Source organism: Flavobacterium hibernum (assembly GCF_000832125.1).
GTDB lineage: Bacteria > Bacteroidota > Bacteroidia > Flavobacteriales > Flavobacteriaceae > Flavobacterium > Flavobacterium hibernum.
In genome coordinates, this window is sequence record NZ_JPRK01000022.1 from 1 (window position 1) to 21,992 (window position 21,992).

Annotated in this window: 18 protein-coding genes; 4 read left to right on the forward strand and 14 right to left on the reverse strand. The window is 34.3% G+C overall.

Features of this window, described 5'->3' with window-relative positions:
* Positions 1-59 precede the first annotated feature (59 nt).
* The 3 genes from IW18_RS20570 to truA form a co-directional block, all read right to left on the reverse strand.
* On the reverse strand, positions 60-644 hold the full coding sequence (locus tag IW18_RS20570; RefSeq protein WP_041520065.1) for an HNH endonuclease: 585 nt from the start codon (positions 642-644) through the stop codon (positions 60-62).
* 144 nt (positions 645-788) lie between these two features.
* Positions 789-2,543, reverse strand: a complete 1,755-nt coding sequence (locus IW18_RS20575) for an ABC transporter ATP-binding protein (RefSeq protein ID WP_041520066.1) — start codon at positions 2,541-2,543, stop codon at positions 789-791.
* A gap of 147 nt (positions 2,544-2,690) precedes the next feature.
* Positions 2,691-3,431 (reverse strand): tRNA pseudouridine(38-40) synthase TruA, encoded by a 741-nt coding sequence (truA, locus tag IW18_RS20580; RefSeq protein WP_041520067.1) that lies wholly within the window; start codon positions 3,429-3,431, stop codon positions 2,691-2,693.
* 468 nt (positions 3,432-3,899) lie between these two features.
* Between truA and IW18_RS20585 the strand changes: the two genes are divergently transcribed.
* Positions 3,900-5,813 (forward strand): SPFH domain-containing protein, encoded by a 1,914-nt coding sequence (locus IW18_RS20585; RefSeq protein ID WP_041520069.1) that lies wholly within the window; start codon positions 3,900-3,902, stop codon positions 5,811-5,813.
* A 219-nt stretch (positions 5,814-6,032) separates the two neighbouring features.
* Positions 6,033-6,527 carry a metallophosphoesterase family protein gene (locus tag IW18_RS20590; protein ID WP_041520070.1) on the forward strand — a complete coding sequence of 165 codons (495 nt, stop codon included), beginning with the start codon at positions 6,033-6,035 and terminating at the stop codon, positions 6,525-6,527.
* A gap of 6 nt (positions 6,528-6,533) precedes the next feature.
* Here IW18_RS20590 and IW18_RS20595 read toward each other — a convergent pair whose 3' ends face one another.
* From IW18_RS20595 to IW18_RS20605, 3 genes are all read right to left on the reverse strand, one after another.
* The gene (locus tag IW18_RS20595; protein WP_041520072.1) at positions 6,534-7,448 is read right to left on the reverse strand and encodes a sensor histidine kinase; all 915 of its coding nucleotides are present in this window, start codon (positions 7,446-7,448) and stop codon (positions 6,534-6,536) included.
* 37 nt (positions 7,449-7,485) lie between these two features.
* On the reverse strand, positions 7,486-8,148 hold the full coding sequence (locus IW18_RS20600) for a response regulator (RefSeq protein ID WP_041520073.1): 663 nt from the start codon (positions 8,146-8,148) through the stop codon (positions 7,486-7,488).
* A 147-nt stretch (positions 8,149-8,295) separates the two neighbouring features.
* The gene (locus IW18_RS20605; RefSeq protein WP_041520074.1) at positions 8,296-8,712 is read right to left on the reverse strand and encodes a DUF4293 domain-containing protein; all 417 of its coding nucleotides are present in this window, start codon (positions 8,710-8,712) and stop codon (positions 8,296-8,298) included.
* A gap of 183 nt (positions 8,713-8,895) precedes the next feature.
* Between IW18_RS20605 and rho the strand changes: the two genes are divergently transcribed.
* Complete coding sequence (gene rho, locus IW18_RS20610; RefSeq protein WP_041520075.1) at positions 8,896-10,746, forward strand: transcription termination factor Rho; 1,851 nt, start codon at positions 8,896-8,898, stop codon at positions 10,744-10,746.
* Between the two features lie 228 nt (positions 10,747-10,974).
* Here rho and IW18_RS20615 read toward each other — a convergent pair whose 3' ends face one another.
* The 4 genes from IW18_RS20615 to IW18_RS20630 form a co-directional block, all read right to left on the reverse strand.
* Positions 10,975-11,991: a M28 family peptidase gene (locus tag IW18_RS20615; protein WP_041520076.1), complete on the reverse strand. Its 1,017-nt coding sequence runs from the start codon at positions 11,989-11,991 to the stop codon at positions 10,975-10,977.
* Between the two features lie 5 nt (positions 11,992-11,996).
* The gene (locus IW18_RS20620; RefSeq protein ID WP_041520078.1) at positions 11,997-12,995 is read right to left on the reverse strand and encodes a DUF3667 domain-containing protein; all 999 of its coding nucleotides are present in this window, start codon (positions 12,993-12,995) and stop codon (positions 11,997-11,999) included.
* Positions 12,996-13,165: 170 nt separating this feature from the next.
* A complete protein-coding gene (locus IW18_RS20625) occupies positions 13,166-13,939 on the reverse strand; it encodes a dienelactone hydrolase family protein (RefSeq protein ID WP_041520079.1) in 774 nt (257 codons plus the stop codon).
* Between the two features lie 98 nt (positions 13,940-14,037).
* Positions 14,038-14,490, reverse strand: a complete 453-nt coding sequence (locus tag IW18_RS20630) for an Lrp/AsnC family transcriptional regulator (protein ID WP_041520080.1) — start codon at positions 14,488-14,490, stop codon at positions 14,038-14,040.
* Positions 14,491-14,717: 227 nt separating this feature from the next.
* Here IW18_RS20630 and rocD point away from each other — a divergent pair, with 227 nt between their 5' ends.
* Positions 14,718-15,971: an ornithine--oxo-acid transaminase gene (gene rocD / locus IW18_RS20635; protein WP_041520082.1), complete on the forward strand. Its 1,254-nt coding sequence runs from the start codon at positions 14,718-14,720 to the stop codon at positions 15,969-15,971.
* Between the two features lie 330 nt (positions 15,972-16,301).
* On the opposite strand, the gene IW18_RS20640 is transcribed toward rocD, so the two are convergent.
* From IW18_RS20640 to IW18_RS20655, 4 genes are all read right to left on the reverse strand, one after another.
* Entirely contained in the window at positions 16,302-18,236 is a 1,935-nt protein-coding gene (locus tag IW18_RS20640) for a family 2A encapsulin nanocompartment cargo protein cysteine desulfurase (protein WP_041520083.1), read from the reverse strand.
* A complete protein-coding gene (locus tag IW18_RS20645; RefSeq protein ID WP_041520085.1) occupies positions 18,220-19,140 on the reverse strand; it encodes a family 2A encapsulin nanocompartment shell protein in 921 nt (306 codons plus the stop codon). The genes IW18_RS20640 and IW18_RS20645 overlap by 17 nt, the downstream gene beginning before the upstream one ends.
* 230 nt (positions 19,141-19,370) lie before the next feature.
* On the reverse strand, positions 19,371-20,804 hold the full coding sequence (locus IW18_RS20650; protein WP_041520087.1) for an APC family permease: 1,434 nt from the start codon (positions 20,802-20,804) through the stop codon (positions 19,371-19,373).
* 21 nt (positions 20,805-20,825) lie between these two features.
* Complete coding sequence (locus tag IW18_RS20655) at positions 20,826-21,992, reverse strand: LLM class flavin-dependent oxidoreductase (RefSeq protein ID WP_041520089.1); 1,167 nt, start codon at positions 21,990-21,992, stop codon at positions 20,826-20,828.

A 21,992-nucleotide genomic window follows, 5' to 3' on the forward strand; every position in this document is an offset into this window, starting at 1 on the left:
CTCTTCGACTTCGCTCAGAGTGACAAAATAATTATTAATTATTAATTATCAATTGTTAATTAAACTTTTACGTGTCCCCAGTTTTCGCCACTAGCAATTCTGCGTATTTGCATTTCGCTTACGCCAAATTGTTTAGCGATCATTTTAAGACGTGTTTTTTGTTCTGGTCTGGCAAGGATTTTCTTGATTAACATCACTTTTGTAGTGGTTAATTTTCGTCCATCGGCTTTTAAGTTGTGTTCAATTAGATTTTTTTTGGCCTGAATCACGCGTGGGCTTTTACGACTGTGTGCCATCATCTCGGCTTTTGTTGCCCAGCGTAAATTACTTATATCGTCGTTACTTCTGTTGTAATCCATATGAAGAACATAAGTTTGTTCTTCTGATTCTTTTGGAATAAAATATTGCGCAACTAATTTGTATAAAAACAGGTATTTGTTGACAATTTTATCGTCTTTTTTGACCTTAAATCTAAAAGTTGGATATCCGTCGCTCAAACCACCTTTTAGGAGGCGTCCGTTTTCAATTTCATCTGAAAAACTTATGAGGCGACCTCTATTTGAAATTGCGTATCTAAGTTGTAATGAGGCGTTTATTTCTATTTCTTTGAATTCTTCTTGAGGATAAAATCTGTTTTGTGGCATTTTCTTTTACATTTGATTTTTTGATTCTCAAAGATAAAGAATAAAGAAAAATAGAATACTATCGCGCTGGTTCTGAACTATCACATTTATGATTCTTATAACGCTAATTTAACTTTTTTAAGAACTTTTTTAGCATTTGAAAACCTAGTTAGCGACCGAAAATTGCGAATCGTAGAGGTTTTTGTAATAACCGTCGACTTTATTCAGTAATTCCTGATGTGTTCCTTGCTCTACAATTAGACCTTTATCCATAACCACAATTTTATCAGCATTTACAATTGTTGCCAAGCGGTGCGCTATAATAATCGAAGTTCTTCCTTTGGTAATAGTTTCGGTCGCACGCTGAATCAATTCTTCAGAATAAGTATCGATTGATGAGGTGGCTTCATCTAAAATTAAAATACTCGGATTACTTACATACGAACGCAAAAAGGCAATCAACTGTCGTTGTCCAGACGAAAGCATCACACCGCGTTCTTTTACATCAAAATCATAACCATCGGGCAAACTCATGATAAACTCATGAACACCAATTTTTTTGGCAGCATCAAGAACTTTCTCACGCGTAATTTCGGGATTATGCAAAGTGATATTGTTGTAAATCGTATCGGCAAATAAAAAGACATCTTGCAAAACCACTGCAATTTGTTTTCTTAATGAAGCCAATGTATAGTTTTCGATATTTTGTCCGTCAATAAAAATGGTTCCGCTATTAATCTCGTAGAAACGATTCAATAAGTTAATAATTGTCGATTTTCCTGCACCGGTCGAACCTACAATCGCAATCGTTTGTCCAGAAGCTACAGATAAATCGATACCTTTAATCACTTCCTCTTCCGGAATATAACTAAAACGTACATCCTTAAATTCAATACTTCCTTCAAAAACCGGAGCTTCAAGAGTTCCCGTATCCTGAATATGATCTTGAGTGTCAATAATGTCAAAAACACGATTGGCAGCAATCATTCCTAGTTGCATCTCGTTAAATTTATCTGCAATCTGACGCAACGGATTAAACAACATTCCGATAAACATGGTATAAGAGAACAAATCTCCAAAAGTTGTAAAATGATCACCGTTTAGGATTTTAAAACCTCCATAAACCACCACTAATCCTAAAGTAATAGACGAAATAATATCTGCAATAGGAAAGAATATTGAGTTGTATAAAATTGTTTTTATCCAAGCGACACGATGTTTATTGTTGATTTCTTTGAAGTTTTCGGCCTCAACTTTTTCACGGTTAAAAAGCTGAACAATCTTCATACCTGTAACACGTTCTTGTACAAAAGAGTTCATATTAGCAATTTGTGTACGAACTTCCTCAAAAGCAACCTGCATTTTGCGCTGAAAAATTCTAGTGATAAAAACCAAAATAGGCATGGCAACCACTACAATCCAAGTCAGTTTCCAGTTCATGTAAAACATAAAAATCAGTACAACAAGCATTTTCATCAAGTCGCTAATAATCATAAACAAACCTTGACTAAAGATACGTGCGATCGATTCAATGTCTGATACAGATCTGGTTACCAATTGTCCTACAGGAACCAAATCAAAATATTTCATTCTAAAACTTAAAATATGTTTAAAAAGTTTCGTACGAATATCTTTTACAATGTCTTGCCCCAACCAATTGGCCCAATACACAAAGTAAAACTGAGAGAAAACTTCGAACAAAAGAACAATGCCCATTAAAATGATGTACATCAATAAACCTTCTTTATCGTGCGTTTTAATATAGCCGTCAACCGTTTGTTTTAATAAGTAAGGACGAAGTGCAGCAAAAATCGACAAAGAAATTGCAAAAATAATAACGCCATAATAACGCCATTTATATGGTTTTGTATATTTTAAAATTCGTTTGAATAATCCGGTATCAAATGCTTTTGCTTTCATTTATTTTTTAGGAGCTATTCCTGCTTTTCGTTACAAGTTTTTCTCAAAAATGGGTTTTTGTATTATTTTTATAAAGCTTCCGTTGGTCGCTTCATAAAAACACAAAAACTACATTTTTTTCAAAAAAGCTTTTCACTGCAATCAGGGCTATTTTATGATGTAATCGTATTTTATTTCGGTTAAATATAATCCGTGTGCCGGAACCGAAAAACCGGCTTTTTCTCTGCTTTTACTAGCAATAATATTTTCAAAATCTGCCAGAGAAATTTTATGAAGACCTATATTTACTAAAGTTCCAACAATAGAACGAACCATATTTCTTAAAAATCTATTGGCCGAAATTGTAAAAATTAGTGTATTGTTTTCCTGTTTCCAATGCGCTTCAAATATGGTACAATCAAAAGTATTTACATCTGTATTTACTTTCGAGAAACATTGAAAATCGGTGTGATTCAACAAAATTTTAGCAGCTTCATTCATCAAAGCTACATCTAATTTTTGATTAAAATACCAGCTAAATTCCTGTAAAAACGGATTTTTAACAGTATTGATATGATATTCATATGTTCTTTTTGTAGCATCAAATCGGCAATGTGCGTCGTCTTTTACCAAAATAATGTCAAAAATGGCAATGTCCTTTGGTAAATATGAATTGAGTTTATGTATCAAACTAGGAACATCAAGCGAAGTTTCGACATCAAAATGTCCGTACATTTCCTGTGCATGAACACCAGTGTCAGTTCTTCCGGCACCCATAACATTTATAGGAGCATTTAATAAAACAGAAAGCGCTTTGTTTAAAGTTTCCTGAACAGAAGATGCATTGGGCTGAAATTGCCAACCATGATAATGTGTTCCGTTATATGCAAATTGAATAAAATATCTCAAGGTGAAGGTTCAAAGGTTCAGAGATGCAAAGGTACAAAGAATTTTTTCTTTATGGGTTCAAAGTAACAAAGGGGCAAAGGTTCAAAGGTTTTTTGCGATACTTGAGTAGGTGAATTTTATAGATGTTTATGCCTGATAGGTTTTTAAAACCTGTCAGGTGAATAATGAACAGATATAAAAGGTCTTGCTATACTTTTGAAAAAAGTTGGTTTCTGTAAGTCTGATTAATGAAACCTATGAACCTTTGTATCTCTGAGCCTTTGCACCTTCTTAAAAACTGTTAACGTCCAAAATACCAATCATAGTTTATTCACTGAAAAATCGTGTCAGAAATTGACAATTCCAACGATTTAACTAGAGCTTATTTTTAACATAATTTATGAAAAATTGGCAAATGTTAATTTTGAAAATATTTTATTTTAACAGGAAATATTTCTATTATGTTTGTAGTCTAATAAATCAAAAACTATGAATGAAATTACTTCTTATTGGTGGATAATTTTAATCTTATTCTCCATTATTTTTTACAAATTTATTTTGCGCGTTTTCTTTGGAATGGTAATGGTTCCCGAAGATAAAATTGGTTTAGTGACCAAAAAATTCGTTTTGTTTGGAGCCGATAGGTCGCTTCCGGATGGTCGTATTATTGCGACAAAAGGAGAAGCAGGTTATCAGGCGCAAACTTTAGCTCCGGGTTTATACTGGGGAATGTGGATCTGGCAATATTCAATCGATATGACTGGATTTACAATTATTCCGGAAGGAAAAATTGGATTGGTTTTAAGTAAAGATGGACAAGAAATTCCTACTGGACGAATCTTGGCCAGAAGAATTGAAAGTGACAATTTTCAGGATGCTACCGCATTCTTAAACAATGGTGGACAAAAAGGTCGTCAGACGGCATTTATTACAACAGGTTCTTATCGTATTAATACCTTTTTATTCGAGATCGTAATTGCAGATCAAGTTAAGATCTACGAGAATATGATTGGTATTGTAACTGCTCTGGATGGAGAGCCAATTCCGCAAGGACAAATTGCAGGTAAATTTGTTGAAGGACATAATAACTTTCAGGATTTTGACCAGTTTTTAGGCAAAGGTGGTAACCGTGGATTACAGCCTCAGGTAATGTTGGCGGGTTCTTATTATATTAATACATGGGGAATTTTAATTGAACAAAACCCAATGACAGATGTGCCAATTGGATATGTTGGAGTCGTAATTTCATATATTGGTGAAGACGGACAAGACGTAACAGGAGATACGTTTAAACACGGAAATATTGTTTCAAAAGGGCAACGTGGTGTCTGGATGGAGCCTTTTGGACCTGGAAAATATGCTCTGAATAAGTACACGACAAAACTAGAACCAGTTCCAACAACAAACTTGGTTTTAAACTGGGCAAATGCCAGAAGCGAGTCGCATGATTTAGATAAAAACTTATCTACAATTACCGTTCGTTCAAAAGATGGTTTCCCTTTTAATCTGGACGTTGCACAAATTATTCACGTTCCGGCTGCCGAGGCGCCAAAAGTAATTGCGCGTTTTGGAAGCATGAACAACTTGGTTTCTCAGGTTCTAGAGCCTACAATTGGTAACTATTTTAGAAACTCGGCTCAGGATAGCGATGTAATTTCTTTTTTGTCAACTAGAAAAGAGCGTCAGGAATCTGCTAAAAACCATATCAAGTTAGTACTTGATGAATATAACGTAAACGCTGTTGATACATTAATTGGAGATATTGTTCCGCCAGATTCATTGATGAAAACTTTAACGGATAGAAAATTAGCCGAAGAAGAGCAAAAAACCTATCAAACTCAAAGAATGGCGCAGGAACAGCGTCAGGGAATGGAAAAAGAGACGGCAATTGCAGATATGCAAAAAGAAATTGTTAGAGCATCTCAAAGTGTTGAAATTGCGCAACGTACTGCTGATGCAACCGTCAAGAAAGCAGAAGGTGATGCAACAAGTTTAAAACTGAATGTAAACGCTGAAGCCGAAGCAACAAAAATGCGTGCAAATGCCGAAGCTGAAGCTACAAAAGCAAGGGCAGGAGCACAGGCAGAAGCAACGAAGCTAAACGCAAGTGCTGAAGCTGAACGAATCTCAAAAACTGGTTTGGCAGAAGCAGAAAAAATTATGGCAATTGGTAAATCGACTGCCGAATCGTACCAACTTCAAGTTAGCGCAATGGGTGGTGATAACTTTACCCGATATAAAGTAACCGAAGAAATTGGTAAAGGAAATATCAAAGTAATTCCGGATGTTTTGATTTCAGGAAATGGCGGCTCTGATGGATCAATCAGCGGTTTATTAGGATTAAAATTAATGGAAATGATGGATACAAAAGATTCGAAAGATTTAAAAAATCCTAAGAAATAATAATTGTTGTAAAATGTTAGATGTGAAATGTAAAACACATCGTATATCGTACAGACGCACTGTTGTGCGTCTAACTCAAAGTTTTGAATCCGGTCTGCACCTGCAGATCGGATTTTTTATATGAAAAAAAACTTAGAACCTTAGCGCCTCAGAATCTTAGCACCTTTAAAAAAACCTTAGTACCTTTGCGCCTCTGAATCTTTGCCCCTTAAAAAAAGAATGAAAAAAATCCTATTACTTTCCGATACTCACAGTCATATTGACGATACTATTTTAAAATATGTAAATCAGGCCGATGAAGTTTGGCATGCTGGAGATATTGGAGATTTGCATGTTACAGATACTATAAAAAAGTTAAAACCTTTGCGTTGTGTTTATGGTAATATTGATGATGCGCAGGCAAGATTAGAATTTCCGTTGCACAATCGATTTATGTGTGAAAATGTTTCGGTTTGGATAACGCATATTGGTGGATATCCGGGAAAATATAATCCTGCTATAAGAGAAGAGATGACGTCAAATCCGCCTAAATTATTTATTTGCGGGCATTCACATATTTTGAAAGTGATGTTTGATAAAAAGAATAATTTATTGCATATGAATCCAGGTGCCGCAGGAAAAAGCGGATTTCATCAAGTTCGAACCATGTTACGATTTGTAATTGACGATGATAAAATAAAAGATCTGGAAATTGTTGAAATAGGGAAAAAATAATTTTGTCTAATGAGGAATTGGGACTTGAATTTTAATCGAAGTTCCCTCGTTAGGTTTTGAATTAATAGTGATGCTTCCTTTGTATTTTTTAATTCGGGCTCTAATTCGGTTCAGGCCAAAACCTTCGACTTCTTTAAGTTTTTCCGTCTTAAAACCTATTCCATTATCGTGAATCATAATTGTAAATTGATTTTGTTTTTCAGATAATGTAATGTGTGCTTTTTTTGCGTCACTGTGTTTTATAATATTATTGAACAGTTCGGTTATAATAAAATAAAGCTTCATCTCAAATTTTTCACTATATCTTTTTTCGGTTGAAATGGTGCTTGAAAATTTAAATTTTAAACTTGAGTTTGATATTCTTTCGCATAAGTCTTCCAATGCATAAATTAATCCAAAACGAACTAAGAGTGTCGGAACCAAGTCGTGCGACATGTCGCGTAATAAATCGTGAGCTTCTTCGAGAATAGCTTTAGCCTTCCTGATTTCTTCAGATTTTATGTTATTTTGTGTCGTATAAACATTCAAATGAAGTCCAACAGAAGAGAGTAAGGAATTAATGTTGTCGTGCAAAAAAGAGGCGATTTTTTTATGTTCAATTTCTTGACTATCAATACCTGCATTAATTACATTTAGAAGTATTTTTTGCTTCGTGTCTTTTCTTTTTATCGTTTGTTTTAGTTTGTTATTTTGATAGAAAAAAAAGAATAAAATAAACACTAAGATGGTGAGTACTATAGATAAACTGAGTGTTTCTTTGCTTTTAAATTTTTCAGTATGATGAATTTCTGAAGTATTGTGTTTTTGCAGATTTTCAGAGAAGTTAATCTTTGTTTCAGAAGTAACTGTTTTTTTCTGACCAAAAGCAATGCTTGCAGAAATGAAAAAAAATGATAAAATAAAAGTTCGGAAAATTGACATAAAACATATGAATTATAGATACGGTTTTCTGATTGATTTAAGGATTTATCAGGTTGTTTTTTAAAGCATATTTTACAAGACCAATTGTATTTTTGGTTTGTAATTTTTTCATGATATTTTTTCGATGAGTTTCAACGGTGTGTGTACTAATAAAAAGTTGTTCGCTTATTTCTTTGCCACTATATTCTAGTGAAATTAAAGTAACAATTTCAATTTCTCTAGCGCTTAAAATTGGGTTTTCGATGTAATGATTTCTGTTAAGTTTAGGATTGTTATGAGTAAAACTATTGAAAATTTTTTCTCGAACAGTGTCGCAGAAATATTCTTGACCTAGATGCACGGTTTCTATAGCTTTAATGATGTTTTCGCCAGCGCATTTTTTAGTTAGATAACCTTTTGCGCCCAGTTTCATAACTTCTTTTATGATTTTGAGATCGTCATAACTAGACAAGATGATTATATTGCACGGAAATTTTTTTTGACTGAATTCTTTAAGTACTTCTATTCCATCTTTTTTAGGCATACTAATATCCAGAACTAAGATGTTTGCATTGTTTGCAATAACGTCATCATAAATATTGATTCCATCCTGAGAACTGCCAACAACTTCAAAATTTGTAACGGTCTGCAGTAAATTAGTAAGTCCATCAATAAGTACCTGATGATCATCGGCAAGATGAATCCTTATTTTGTTCTTCATGATTTTTTATGGTATTTCATGCAAAATTATGAAGGAATGAGGGCAGAAGTTACCTGTATAAGCTTAATTTATGATTGAATAAGACACAAAAAAACCCGAATTATAAAATTCGGGTTCTCTTCGCACAAAAAACTTAAGTTTATAGGTTTATCTCAAACGATCTACAGATTTTACAAGATCTTCGTCCTTTTTGATGGCCTTATTAGCTAATACTAATAATACGATAGCAACAATAGGTAGAAACATCCCAATACCTTTCTCAGACACAACTGCTGTTGCGTCTCCAGATAAATTTAGAGAGCGATATACAAATAATCCTAATAAAATTAAATTTAATATTATGTTCAGTCTGCCCATCACAAACTGATTTTGTCTTTTTTTGTATGAAATGATACTAATGATTGTAAGCATAGTGCTTAAGCCAACAATTACAGTGTAAATTGGATCTTGATTAAAATAGAATGGTGTTCCTGTTTTTAATGTCCATAAAGGAATAAAAAGCATTAAAACACTTGTTGCTATAAATGCAAGAATTAAATATACTGTTTGAATTCGTTGTATCATTTTGTAAAATTGTTTTACAAAAATATATTTTCTTTTTTTAAAATACTATTGTCTGATTAAATTTTATTCGTATTATTGCATCATAATACCGTAAGCACTTCATACTGCGGGCAATTGAAAAAAAATATCTACCTATTCTTTTTACAGTTTTTCCTTTAAAATAATTAAATTCATAGAACATTCATGTTTGATATTTCTGCATTAAAAGAAATGAAGCTTGCTGAGCTTCAAGAAATAGCTAAGTTAGCTAAAACTATAAAGTTTAATGGCGTTAAAAAAGAGACTTTAATAAGTCAGATTTTAGCACATCAAGAAACGACTGTTGCGCCGCCAGTTAATGCTGTGGCTGATATTGTAGAAGACGATAAGCCAAAAAGAGCCAGAATAGTTCCAGCAAAAAAAGTGGCTATTGCAAAAAATGCGCCTGTCTTAGAATTTGATAATGTTGAGGAAGCTCCTGAGAAAATTGAAACTCCCGTAGCTCCAGAAAGGACTCCAAAAATTAAAGCTGCTCCAGCCGTTAAGGCAACTCCGGTAGCTCAGGAAAATCAAGAGAATAAGGAAGTAGAGAAAAAGGGACCAAAAATTGTAAAGTTTAGTAAATCAGCTTACGAAAAAAAGGTTGCTCTGCAAAAAGAAAAAGAAGCTTCTAAGGAAGTAGTTGCTGACGAAGTTGGAGAAAATATCATAACTCCTGTAGCGACAACAGAAACAGAAAAAAAGGAAATCGTTGAAAAAACAGAAGGTTCTGCTCCTGTAAAAAAGATGAATCCAAATCAGAATAAAGCCCAAAATCCAAATCCGAATCAAAACCCAAATCAGAATCCAAACGGGAATGCTAACGGAAACGGAAATAACGGGAATCAAAATCCAAATCATAAAAATAAAAAAAGTAATTTCAGAGATTCAGACTTTGAGTTCGATGGAATTATTGAAAGTGAAGGTGTTCTTGAAATGATGCCTGACGGTTACGGATTCTTGCGTTCATCAGATTATAATTATTTAGCATCTCCAGATGATATTTATTTATCAACTTCACAAATTAGATTGTTTGGTCTTAAAACCGGAGATACAGTAAAAGGAGTGGTTCGTCCTCCTAAAGAAGGCGAAAAGTTTTTCCCTTTGGTTCGTGTACTAAAAATAAATGGTCACGACCCGCAAGTAGTTCGCGATAGAGTTTCTTTTGAACACTTGACACCAGTTTTCCCTTCTGAAAAATTCAAATTAGCCGAAAAAGGCAGTTCAGTTTCAACTCGCATTATCGATTTATTTTCTCCAATCGGGAAAGGTCAGCGTGGTATGATTGTAGCGCAGCCTAAAACTGGTAAAACAATGTTATTAAAGGACATTGCAAATGCAATCGCTGCAAATCACCCTGAAGTTTATCTTATCGTTCTTTTGATTGATGAGCGTCCTGAAGAGGTTACAGATATGCAACGTAGTGTTCGTGGAGAAGTTATTGCTTCTACATTTGATAGAGAACCACAAGAACACGTAAAAATTGCCAATATTGTTCTTGAAAAAGCAAAACGTTTGGTAGAATGTGGTCATGATGTAGTTATCCTATTAGATTCTATTACACGTTTAGCAAGAGCTTACAATACAGTTCAGCCTGCTTCTGGAAAAGTTTTAAGTGGTGGTGTTGATGCTAATGCATTGCAAAAACCAAAACGTTTCTTTGGAGCTGCAAGAAATGTAGAAAACGGTGGTTCGTTAAGTATCATTGCAACTGCATTAACAGAAACTGGTTCTAAAATGGATGAGGTTATCTTTGAAGAATTTAAAGGTACTGGTAACATGGAATTACAATTGGATCGTAAAATCGCCAACAAACGTATTTTCCCTGCAATCGATCTTACTTCGTCAAGTACACGTCGTGATGATTTATTATTAGACGAGAAAACGTTACAAAGAATGTGGATTATGCGTAAATATCTATCAGATATGAACCCAGTTGAATCTATGGATTTTGTAAACGAACGCTTTAAGAAAACAAGAAATAACGAAGAGTTTTTGATTTCTATGAATGACTAAGATAGGTATAGAGGTTCAAAGTTGCAAAGGGACTTAGGTTTTTTTGCTTTGAGAGTATATACCACTATAAATAAAAAAAGGATGAGTTTTGATAAACTCATCCTTTTTTTATTTTTGATTTTTCATTTTAGTGACTTAATTGTTAGGTTTTAAGTTTCTATTGCAGTTGTTAAAAGAAATCTTTGAACCTTTGCAACTTTGTACCTCTGTACCTAAAAAATTAAGAACCTATTTCTTGTCAACCACAGGTCTATTCTCTCTGTTTGCCAAATCCCATGCAATAACAAAAGCTAATTTTGTTCTTTTAGTTAAAGCGTCGTATTCGATTTTTTCAGGTTCGTCGCCTTTTTGGTGATAATCTTCGTGAACTCCGTTGAATAAGAAAACAGCAGGAATACCATGTTTTGCAAAGTTATAATGATCAGAACGCTCATAAAAATGATTTGGATCTTTAGGGTCATTAAATTTAAAATCTAAATCTAATTTCGTGTATTTTTCATTTTGAGCCACTACAATATTGTGTAAATCAGAAGATAATCTATCAGCACCAATTACATATACATAATTGTTTGTATTAGCATGCTCTACATCGCGACGACCAATCATATCAATATTAATATCAGTAATGGTGTTGGCAATTGGAAACAAAGGATTTTCAGAGTAATAACGTGATCCGTGCAAACCATGTTCTTCGCCAGTAACGTGTAAGAAAAGAATAGAACGTTTTGGTCCGTGTCCTTCCTTTTTAGCTTTTGCAAAAGCTTTCGCCATTTCGATTACAGCAACAGTTCCGGAACCATCATCATCGGCACCATTATATACATCGCCATTTTTTATACCAACGTGATCGTAATGTGCAGAGATTACTAAAACTTCATCTGGTTTTTCAGAACCTTCAATATAGGCCCAGATATTCTCAGAATCAGGTAAGTTCTCATTACGTCTGGCATTCAAGAAAGAAGCAGGAATGTGTTGGTAATAATCTGTTGCTCCTTTTGGGAAAGAGATTCCACTTTTTTTGTATTGCTCGATCATATAGAGACCTGCTTTCTTTTGTCCTTTAGAGCCTGTTTCGCGACCTTCCATTTCATCAGAAGCAACAACGTATAACATTGTTTTTAGATCTTTTTCGCTAATGGCTTGTATGTATTTACTTGGGTCTGAATTATCTTTTGAGGTAACTGACTGCGTATTTTTACAAGAAAATGCAGAACCAATTAATAATAAGAGTATGATTTTTTTCATATTTATTAGTGTAAATTAATGAATGTGTATAACATATAGAATGTTAGTAAAAATAGCGTAAAAAAGAAGTTGATAAAGAATAATATCATACTTTTTATAAAAGAGACAATTCTTGACTCGCCATAAAATCTATGATGAGCAGGAAAAAAATAATAAAATGCCCATAGTACTCCAACAAAGGTGATTATATTAACTATAGCATTAATAAAGGTACTGTTTATTAATTGTGCTATTCTTTCCAGAGAAAATAGAATCAAAAATACGAGTAATAAAAACGAAAAATAATGTAGTGTAAATATACCGTGGTCAAAGTAATACCAGCGCTTTTTACTGTGAAAAATCCACAAAAAGAAAGCAAAAAACGGCATGATAACAAACAGAACCTTAGGTAAATTATGTACAAAAGATTCTATGAATTTTTCGATAATTTGCTTTTTAGTGTTAGTCTCCGTTACGTGGACAGCTTTCTCTTGAAGCCAGTATTGAAATTGGTTAAGTTTTTCTTCTTCTTTCCCATATTTTTGTATGGAATCGATTTCTTTCATTGTTTTGAAGTGAAAATAGGACTTATCTAGTGTTTTCGATTTTAAATATGATTTTTCATCCCAGCTTTTTTTCTCTTTTTTATCTACTTTTTCGAAATTTGATGTAATTTCTTTTTCACCTTTTGTCAGGTCCTCACTTATATGACTTGGAAATAATGCAATTAAAAGAAAGGTTACAAAACTTATAAAAATGTAAAGTCTAACCGGTGCCAAATAAGATAAACGTTTTCCCGAAAGATATTCTTTAGTTAAAGTTGAAGGTTTAAAAAGAAGGTTTTTTATGGTTTTCCAGAATGCGTTTTCATAATGCGTCAAATCTTCAAAGAAGTGTATGAATAAATGATGAAATGTTTTTCTGCTGTCTGTATTTTCTTGACCACAATTTGGACAATATTTTTGTTCTACAACGTGCCTGCAATTCAAACAGGTTTTGTCTTTTCTAATCGGACTGTGTGACATTAGTTATTTAAGTTGGTTTAATTTTGGTTGTTTTTTTGACTGTTTATGTTTTAAATGGATTTGTTTTTTTTGCCACGAATTTCACGAATAAGCACGAATTAATTTTATTGAAAATCAGCGTAAATCTGTTTAAATCCGTAATATCTGCGTGCCATTCACATCAATTAATTTTACTTTTTCAAGACTTCATTTAAGAAAAGTTGTAAATGCTCAAATGATCTTTTTGCAGCAACTGGATTATAGGCAGCTCCTTTAGAGTTATCGCTCCCAGCTTCGGGATTTGTAAACGAGTGAACAGCATTTGCGTAATAAATCATTTGCCAGTCGGCTTTAGAATCTCTCATTTCCTGTTGAAAAGCTGTAATTTCTGCTGCCGATTCAAACGGATCATCGGCACCATGACAAACCAGCACTTTTGTAGTAATTGGTTCAACAGGTCGAGTTGCATCTTTGCCTAATCCGCCATGAAACGAAACAACACCTTTTAGATTCAAGTGTCCTCGTGCCGCCTCAAGAACTCCAGTTCCTCCAAAGCAATATCCTATTGCGACAATATTATCAGGATTTGCGCCAGATTTTATTAATTCCTGCAAAGCTGCATTAATGCGTTTTTGATAAATTTCGTAGTTCTTTTTATAGTAACCGGCTTGTTTTCCTGCTTCGGCAGTGTTTTTTGGGTAATTTCCTTCGCCATAAATATCAGCGATAAAAACATTGTAGCCTAATTTTGATAAATTCTCCGCAATATCTTTTGATGCTTTATCAATTCCTAACCAAGCCGGCAAAAGTAAAATTCCAGGATTTTGACTGCTTTTTTTGACTGCTTTTACAAATAATCCATTTAAGGCCTGCGAACCATCAGTATATTTTACAGGTTTTAATTGTGCATTGATAGTATTAGAAAACAAGATTGTAGCAAATAAGAGAATAGCTGAATTTTTCATAGTTTCACAATTTTTAACAAATATCAGAAATAAAATGTTACAAAAAAACCTCGAATTGTATTTATTCGAGGTTTCTTTTTGCTGTTTTTATGATTATTCTATAAAGTAATATTTCGTTTAAAGGCACAACCTAATTCAATAATAGAATCTGTTTTGGCAATACCCGGAATACCATCTATTTTTTCGTAAAGGATTCTTCGCATGTGTTCATGATTCTTCGCAATGATTTTGATATAAAGTGTAAATGAACCCGTTACATAATAACATTCCGTAATTTCAGGAATATCCTTTAAGGCTTCAATAATTCGATCAGAATCAGAATCTTTATTTAGGGTAATACCAGTAAAAGAAGCCCAGTCGTAACCAATCTTTTTTTCTTGAATAATAGGTTTTATACCACCAATAACACCTTGCTCAATCATTCTGTTAATACGTTGGTGCACCATAGTGTTTGATATCTTTAAATTAGCAGCAATTGCAGAAAAAGCCATTCTGCCATCTTTTTCTAATTCTTTAATGATGCTAATATCAAATTCGTCTAATATATCCATTGTTTGAGATTGGGTTAATTATTTTCGGATTTATAAAAGTAATTATTTTTTTTAATTAATAAGGGATAAAATGATGCTCTTGACGATTAAATTGACTTTTTTTAAGTTTTAAAATTTATTTTTTGACTTTTAAAACAAAAATTAAAGTCAAAACAAGTGTTTTATGGCCTGATAAATAATAATTTTTAATACTTTTGTACTTTGAAAAGAATTAAAAGAAATAAATCATGATTCATACTGAAAATAACCTTTCGTCAAAATCAGAAGTTTTGATTGAAAAAGAAAATAAATACGGAGCTCACAATTATCATCCGCTTCCGGTTGTATTAGAAAGAGGAGAAGGAGTATATGTTTGGGACGTAGACGGAAAAAAATATTATGATTTTTTATCTGCATATTCTGCCGTAAATCAAGGACATTGCCATCCTAAAATTGTAAAAGCAATGGTAGATCAGGCACAAAAACTTACGTTGACTTCGCGTGCTTTTTACAACGATAAATTAGGAAATTACGAAGAGTTTGTAACCAAGTTCTTTGGGTTTGATAAAGTTCTGCCAATGAATACGGGCGCTGAAGCTGTAGAAACAGCTCTTAAAGTTTGCCGTAAATGGGCTTATGAAGTAAAAGGCATTCCAGAGAATCAAGCACAAATTATTGTTTGCGAGAATAATTTTCATGGAAGAACGACAACTATTATTTCATTTTCGAATGATGAAACTGCGCGTAAAAACTTTGGTCCGTTTACAGATGGATTTATAAAAATAGAATACGATAATCTTGAAGCACTTGAAAAAGCTTTAGAATCATCAAAAAATATAGCAGGATTTTTGGTTGAACCAATTCAGGGAGAAGCTGGAGTTTATGTGCCATCTGAAGGATATTTAGCAAAAGCCAAAGCCTTGTGCGAGAAACATAATGTTTTGTTTATTGCAGATGAGGTTCAGACTGGAATTGCGCGTACAGGAAAATTATTAGCAGTACATCACGAGAATGTTCAGCCTGATATTTTAATTTTGGGTAAAGCGATTTCGGGCGGAGTTTATCCGGTTTCGGCAGTTTTGTGTAATGACGAGATTATGAATGTCATTAAACCAGGTCAACACGGATCTACTTTTGGTGGAAATCCTGTTGCTGCTGCTGTTGCAATTGCTGCGCTTGAAGTAATTAAAGAAGAGAATCTAGCTGAAAATGCTGAACGTTTAGGAATCATTTTAAGAAAAGGTTTAAATGAAATTGCAGAGCGTAACAACTTAATCACATTGGTACGTGGTAAAGGATTGTTGAATGCGATTGTTATTAATTGCGGTGAAGACTCAGATTTGGCTTGGGAAATTTGCCTAAGATTTAGAGACAACGGATTATTGGCAAAACCAACTCACGGAAACAAAATCAGGTTAGCACCACCATTGGTTATGACCGAAGCTCAAATTCAGGAATGTCTTGAAATTATTGAGAAGTCATTGAATGATTTTAGAGATTAAATTAAAATATACGCGGTTAAGTTTTTTCACGCTCCCGATGGCTATCGGGATTGCAGATTAAGCAGATTTTTATTCTAATCTATTTAATCCTTTAATCTGTGGCATAAAACAGATTGCTATGTTTTTTTAAATAAATGAAATGCCTTTTTTAAGTTTGCAGAATCTATGATTCTATGTGTTTAAAAAATGAAATGATTATTTTACTTATCTTTATTATATAAAAAGGCGACTGTAGTAAAACAATCGCCTTCTGGTTATAATTACTTAAAATATCAAAAAAAGTAACTATTTCTTTGAGCCAATGCATATCATGCATTGGCTCATTTTATTTTAAAACCTAACTTTTTTAAGTTCCCACAAAGTTTGGATAAAAGTATCAACGTCTTGTGTAGTATTGTAAAATGCCAAAGATGGACGAACAGTAGTTTCAACTCCCATTCTTCTCAAAATAGGTTGCGCACAATGATGTCCCGTTCTTACTGCAACACCTTCTTTATTTAAAGCCTGACCAACATGATCGTTAGAATATCCTTGCAGATTAAAAGAAAGTACACTTGCTTTATTAGCAGCAGTTCCTATCAATCGCACGCCCGGAATTTCTTTTAGCAATTTTGTAGCATATTCCAGTAATTGGTGTTCATATTGACCAATGTTTTCGATTCCTAGTTTAGTTACATAATCTATTGCTGCTCCAAGACCAATAGCATCGGCTATATTTCCCGTTCCGGCTTCGAAACGATTGGGTGCTTTGTGGTATTTTATTTCCTCAAAAGTAACATCCTGAATCATGTTTCCACCAGATTGATAAGGTTGCATTTCGTTTAGCAAATCTTCTTTTCCGTACAAAGCTCCAATTCCCGTTGGTCCAAAAAGTTTATGTCCTGAAAAGACCAGAAAATCCGGATTTAGGTTCTGAACATCAACTTTCATGTGCGAAACGGATTGTGCACCATCTATTAAAACTTTTGCTCCGGCAGCATGTGCCATTTCAACAATTTGTTTAGCAGGAGTTACCGTTCCAAGTGCGTTTGAAACTTGTGTAAAAGCAACCAAACGAGTTTTAGAATTCAGCAATTTAGCATATTCATCCAGCAAAATTTGACCGTCGTCATCAACAGGAATTACGCGTAGTTTTAGTCCTTTTTTATCAGCCAAACGTTTCCACGGAACTATATTGGCGTGATGTTCAAGATTACTTACGATAATTTCGTCGCCAGAATTAAGGTTTTGATCTCCCCAAGTGCAAGCCACCAAATTGATTCCTTCTGTAGCACCACGAACAAAAACAATTTCGTTTACAGATGAAGCATTCAAAAATGTTTTTACTTTCTCTCGAGCAGCTTCATAAGCATCAGAGGCACGCGCTGCAAGTTCATGTGCAGCACGATGAATATTCGAATTTTCATGTTCGTAGAAATAAGCAATACGATCAATAACCGATTGTGGTTTTTGAGTTGTTGCTGCATTATCAAACCAAACTAAAGGTTTACCATTTACGGTTTCTCTTAATATCGGAAAATCTTTTTTAATGAGATTTGCATCAAAAGGAGCACTTGTAAGGTGGCTAAATCCTTGTGGTTCAAAAGTTTTTCCTACTGCTAAATTGGCATTTTTCTGATCAAATGCAAAAGGATTTTGGTCTAAAAAATAGTAAGAGTTCGCTTCATTTCCGTTTAACGGAAAATCTACACGCTTTGTAAAATGGGTATCAACAAACGAAAGCGCCAGTTTTAATTCAGTTTCAAAAGAAGAATTTTCAGATTGAAAAGGCAAATACTCATTGTTTAAAAGCAATTGCGAAAAAAAAGATTCTTCATTCAATTGCGGTGAACCTCCATTTTTTAGATTAATATCCTGAAATCCTGTATGCGGATTATTTAGATTTAAGTTGTTGTCTTCCTGAACTCCAGATGATGTTACTCCGCTTTGAGGATTAAATCCTGCACCCGCATTTGGGTACAAAGCTGAAGCTCCCGAACCGTAATTAGCCACAGACGGTGATGCTCCAAAGCCACTAAATGCTGGCGAAGCAATAGGCGGACTTGCAACATTTTGCGATGAAATTGGATTTTCGGCACCGCTGTTTAAATTACCGGATTGCAAAAACGTTTCGGCAATCTTTGTGGCACGCGGATGTTCAGTTCGATCAGGACTTAACGAAATTTCCTTAGGAAACTCATTAGGTAAAGTCTTGAACAATTCGTTGGCCAAAAGCTGCAAATCGTCAATGTTGGGTAAACCGTTGTTGTTAGTATTTGTACTCATGATACTTACCTATTTCTACATCTTCAAGAACAGCTATAGCATCATCTACTAATATGGCCAATGAGCAATAAAGAGATACTAAATAAGACGCAATTGCTTTTTCATTTATTCCCATAAAACGCACAGATAAACCTGGAGATTGTTCTCCTTGTAATCCCGGTTGAATAAGTCCAATTACACCTTGACGGCTTTCGCCTGTACGCAATAAAATGATTTTAGATTTACCGTTTACAATTGGTAATTTATCTGATGGAATAAGCGGAATTCCTCTCCATGTTAAAAACTGAGATCCAAACAAAGATGTAGTAGGAGGTGGTACACCACGACGCGTACACTCGCGACCAAATGCTGCGATAGCCAAAGGATGTAACAAGAAAAATCCTGGCTCTTTCCATACTTTTGTTAATAATTCGTCTAAATCGTCTGGAGTTGGTGCGCCCGTTCTGGTTTTAATAATTTGCGATTTAGCAACATTACTTAGTAAACCGTAATCTTTATTATTGATTAACTCACTTTCCTGACGTTCTTTAATGGTTTCAATTGCCAAGCGAAGTTGCTCCGAAATTTGATTGTACGGCTTGCTGTACAAGTCAGAAACACGCGTGTGAACTTCGACAATAGTTTGAACCGCTGCTAAATTATACTCTCTTGGATTATCGATGTAGTCCACAAAAGTGTTTGGAAGAACTCTTTCGTCTCTTGCAGAACAATCTACTTCAATATGACTTCCGTCTTTTACTTTATTCAAACGAAATACACCCGATTCAACCGGAGTCCAATGCAAAAGATGCGTTAACCAACGTGGTGAAATTGTTCCGATTTGTGGGACTGTACGTGTTGCAATCGCGAGTTGTCTTGCTGCAACATCTCCTAATGCCGTTTGTTGTTGTTTAGAATCCGCCATGATTTAATGGTTTTTAAGGTTATTTTTTTGGTTATATTATTTTATAAGTTTCTTTAAAAAGAAAATCTTGTTCTATAGTAAATTTATGATTTTAATAAAAGCGATCGAAATAATTACACTTTATTTTACTGTGAAATTATTTGTAAAATGCTGTATTTTAGATTTTTGAAAATATTAGTATTGTTTTTAAATCAAAAAATACATTTTTCTTATTTTTAGAATTATTACAATCATAATTCGTTGTTTTGTGGTTTAGAAAATTTCTCTCTAATGTAATAAACCGGTATTCCAATACCTGCGATAATTAAGCCTGGCCATGTATAAGTAGGTTTGTAAATAATTAATAAAATACAAAACGCCGATCCTAGAATGATATAAATAGCGGGTAAAAACGGATATCCAAAGGCTTTGTAAGGTCTATCGTGTTTTGGTCTATTAATTCGCAAAACAAAGATTCCGGCAATAGTAATGACGTAAAACAAAACAACTACAAACGAAATCATGTCTAATAAATTCCCGTAACGGCCGCTTAAACTCAAAATAACCGCCATAAAAAACTGAATCCATAATGCATTTGCAGGAACAGAATGTTTGTTTAAAATGGCTGTTTTCTTGAAAAATAAGCCATCTTTTGCCATACTTTGATACACTCTCGCTCCAGATAAAATCATTCCGTTGGCACAACCAAAAGAAGCAATCAGAATCATTAAGGCAATAATCGAAGTGCCGCTTGAACCAAAAATAGCTTGAGCAGCTGCAATACCAACTCGGTCTTTTTCTGGAGTTCCAATGGCTTCAATTGGGAGAACTGCTGTAAACATGATGTTTAAAGAAACATATATAATGGTTACAACGGCAGTTCCAAGAAGCAAACTCAAGCCAATATTTCGTCTTGGATTTTTTATTTCGTCAGATACAAAAGTCACATTATTCCAGGCATCATAACTAATTACCGTTCCTACTAAAGCAGATGCGATTGCACCCCAAAAAGCTGGTGTATTGGTGTATTGTAAAAACGAACCATCTGGATTTAGTTTTTGTAAATGAAAAGGATTCGTCCAGTTTGCCTGCCAGACTTCGGGTTTAAAAAATATAAACCCGAAAACAATAAGAATTAGTAAGCTTATTAATTTGGTTCCGGTGAAAAACTTCTGAATTAACTTTCCAAGTTTTACGCCTTTGGTATTGATGTAGGTTAAGATAAAAAGCAAGACAATAGAAGAGAGCTGTGCAGGCGAAACCGTAAAGGAATCACCAATCCTGAACGCGACCAAATCTTCGCTGAAAAGCGGGAAAAAATAAGCCAAGAATTTAAAAAACGAAACGCAAACTGCAGCAATAGTTCCGGTTTGAATGACTGTAAACAAACTCCAACCATAAACGAATGCCACCAGAGGATTATATGCTTCTTTTAAATAAATATATTGACCGCCTGATTTTGGAAACATTCCGCTTAATTCTCCATAACTAACAGCCGCAGTTAAAGTCATGAATCCACCAATTAACCAAACTAAAATTAGCCAACCCGCTGACCCGACATTTCGTGTAACATCTGCACTTACAATAAAAATTCCAGAACCAATCATTCCGCTGGCGACCAATAGGGCAGCATCGGCAAGACCGAGTTCTCTTTTATATTCTTGTTTTTTTTCTATTTGTGACATTCTTGTTTTTTGTTTTTATAACTAAACCAACTCTGCATTGGTTAATGGTGTTGTAGGTGTTTCTTGCGGAATTCTTCCTTGTAAATGGGGCAAAGAGGCATTTGGTAAACGCGGTAAAACGAGTTTGGCAAAATAGTTGGCTTCTTCAATTAATGGAAATCCTGAGAAAATAAAAGATCTAAAACCCATATCCATATAGCGGTTTAGTTTTTCTATAATTTGATCTGCACTTCCAACCAAGCCACTTCCACAACCTGAGAAAACTTTACCAATATCCGTCCAGAGAATATCTTCTACATAACCATCTTCATCAGAAGTTTCTCTTAATTCGTCTTGTTTTAAAACGCCTAACGAACGTGAGTCTTCGCCACGACTTCTGATTTCTAAACCTCGTTTTTCGTCAAATTTTGAAATTAGTTTTTTGGCGTAAGCTCTGGCTTCTTCCTGAGTTTCGCGAACAATAACATGAATTCTTAAACCAAAATCTATCGTTCTTCCTTCGGCAGCAGCACGTTCGCTCATTTCTTTAAGCGTTGCATACATTGATTCTTCAGATTCCGGCCAAGTCAAAAACACGTCGCAATGTTTCGCGCAAACAGCTCTGGAACCAGGGGAAGTTCCTCCAAAATATAATAATGGGCCACCGTTTTGCTGATATGATTTAACCGGATCTGAAGGCAGATCAAACTGATAAATTTCTCCTTTATGTGATATTCTGTCTTGCGTCCAGCCTTGTTGCAAAATCTGAATTACCTCAGAACATCTTTGATATCTTAGATTTGGATCTTCGCGCGTTCCCGGTAAATCTGAGTTGATAATATTCAATATTAAACGTCCTTTCAACATATGATCTAATGACGAAATGGCGCGCGCCAACATGGGCGGATGTACTTCTCCGGTACGAATTGCCAGTAGAAATGTGATCTTATTTGTTTCGGGCGCAACACTTGCGGCAAAAGCCAACCCGTCTTGCCCCACAGTATAAGCCGATGGATAAAGTATATTACTAAAACCCAATTTTTCTGCTTCAAGCGTAATCTCACGACAATGTTCGTAACTGCTTCGGCGATCATTATCTAAAACACCTAAATATGCTGTATCTCCACCAATAATATCATTAAACCAAGAAATTTCGGCTACTCTTTCAGGGGTTCTAATGGCTACAGTTTCAATTTTACCTTCAATCAT

Bases quoted from the DNA above. Each gene is read 5' to 3' on its own strand.
- IW18_RS20570 (WP_041520065.1), bottom strand. From the start codon at position 644: ATGCCACAAAACAGATTTTATCCTCAAGAAGAATTCAAAGAAATAGAA.
- IW18_RS20575 (WP_041520066.1), bottom strand. From the start codon at position 2,543: ATGAAAGCAAAAGCATTTGATACCGGATTATTCAAACGAATTTTAAAA.
- IW18_RS20585 (WP_041520069.1), top strand. From the start codon at position 3,900: ATGAATGAAATTACTTCTTATTGGTGGATAATTTTAATCTTATTCTCC.
- IW18_RS20590 (WP_041520070.1), top strand. From the start codon at position 6,033: ATGAAAAAAATCCTATTACTTTCCGATACTCACAGTCATATTGACGAT.
- IW18_RS20595 (WP_041520072.1), bottom strand. From the start codon at position 7,448: ATGTCAATTTTCCGAACTTTTATTTTATCATTTTTTTTCATTTCTGCA.
- IW18_RS20600 (WP_041520073.1), bottom strand. From the start codon at position 8,148: ATGAAGAACAAAATAAGGATTCATCTTGCCGATGATCATCAGGTACTT.
- IW18_RS20605 (WP_041520074.1), bottom strand. From the start codon at position 8,712: ATGATACAACGAATTCAAACAGTATATTTAATTCTTGCATTTATAGCA.
- rho (WP_041520075.1), top strand. From the start codon at position 8,896: ATGTTTGATATTTCTGCATTAAAAGAAATGAAGCTTGCTGAGCTTCAA.
- IW18_RS20615 (WP_041520076.1), bottom strand. From the start codon at position 11,991: ATGAAAAAAATCATACTCTTATTATTAATTGGTTCTGCATTTTCTTGT.
- IW18_RS20620 (WP_041520078.1), bottom strand. From the start codon at position 12,995: ATGTCACACAGTCCGATTAGAAAAGACAAAACCTGTTTGAATTGCAGG.
- IW18_RS20625 (WP_041520079.1), bottom strand. From the start codon at position 13,939: ATGAAAAATTCAGCTATTCTCTTATTTGCTACAATCTTGTTTTCTAAT.
- IW18_RS20630 (WP_041520080.1), bottom strand. From the start codon at position 14,490: ATGGATATATTAGACGAATTTGATATTAGCATCATTAAAGAATTAGAA.
- rocD (WP_041520082.1), top strand. From the start codon at position 14,718: ATGATTCATACTGAAAATAACCTTTCGTCAAAATCAGAAGTTTTGATT.
- IW18_RS20640 (WP_041520083.1), bottom strand. From the start codon at position 18,236: ATGAGTACAAATACTAACAACAACGGTTTACCCAACATTGACGATTTG.
- IW18_RS20645 (WP_041520085.1), bottom strand. From the start codon at position 19,140: ATGGCGGATTCTAAACAACAACAAACGGCATTAGGAGATGTTGCAGCA.
- IW18_RS20650 (WP_041520087.1), bottom strand. From the start codon at position 20,804: ATGTCACAAATAGAAAAAAAACAAGAATATAAAAGAGAACTCGGTCTT.
- IW18_RS20655 (WP_041520089.1), bottom strand. From the start codon at position 21,992: ATGATTGAAGGTAAAATTGAAACTGTAGCCATTAGAACCCCTGAAAGA.